This is a genomic window from Brucella ciceri, assembly GCF_041930145.1.
In the GTDB taxonomy this organism is placed as follows: Bacteria; Pseudomonadota; Alphaproteobacteria; order Rhizobiales; family Rhizobiaceae; genus Brucella; species Brucella intermedia.
The window spans coordinates 1-961 of sequence record NZ_JBHEEV010000035.1; the positions used below are offsets into that span (position 1 = coordinate 1).

Consider the following 961-nt stretch of genomic DNA (forward strand, 5'->3'; position numbering starts at 1 on the left):
CACGTCGACTGCCCCGGCCACGCCGACTATGTGAAGAACATGATCACCGGCGCTGCCCAGATGGACGGCGCGATCCTGGTGGTTTCGGCTGCTGACGGCCCGATGCCGCAGACCCGCGAGCACATCCTGCTCGCCCGTCAGGTTGGCGTTCCGGCAATCGTGGTGTTCCTCAACAAGTGCGACCAGGTTGACGACGCAGAACTGCTCGAACTGGTTGAGCTGGAAGTTCGCGAACTTCTGTCGAAGTACGAATTCCCTGGCGACGAAATCCCGATCATCAAGGGTTCGGCTCTTGCTGCTCTGGAAGATTCCTCGAAGGAACTGGGCGAAGACGCCGTTCGTTCGCTGATGGCCGCTGTTGACGACTACATTCCGACCCCGGAACGTCCGATTGACCAGCCGTTCCTGATGCCGATCGAAGACGTGTTCTCGATCTCGGGCCGTGGCACGGTTGTGACGGGTCGCGTTGAGCGCGGTATCGTCAAGGTTGGTGAAGAAGTTGAAATCGTCGGCATCAAGGCGACGGCGAAGACGACGGTTACCGGCGTTGAAATGTTCCGCAAGCTGCTCGACCAGGGCCAGGCTGGCGACAACATCGGCGCGCTGATCCGCGGCGTTGGCCGTGAAGACGTTGAACGCGGTCAGGTTCTCTGCAAGCCGGGTTCTGTGAAGCCGCACACCAAGTTCAAGGCAGAAGCCTACATTCTGACTAAGGACGAAGGTGGCCGTCATACGCCGTTCTTCACGAACTACCGTCCGCAGTTCTACTTCCGCACGACGGACGTGACGGGCGTTGTCACGCTGCCGGCTGGCACGGAAATGGTCATGCCTGGCGATAACGTCGCCATGGACGTGCAGCTGATCGTGCCGATCGCCATGGAAGAGAAGCTCCGCTTCGCTATCCGTGAAGGCGGCCGCACCGTCGGTGCAGGCATCGTCTCCTCGATCATCGAGTAATGAA

Annotated in this window: 1 protein-coding gene; it reads left to right on the plus strand. The window is 60.0% G+C overall.

Annotated features, from left to right (window positions below):
* Positions 1–957, plus strand: a 957-nt coding sequence (gene tuf / locus JNC63_RS21860; protein WP_374846776.1) for an elongation factor Tu, incomplete at its 5' end; no start/stop codon positions are given.
* Between the last annotated feature and the right edge of the window lie 4 nt (positions 958–961).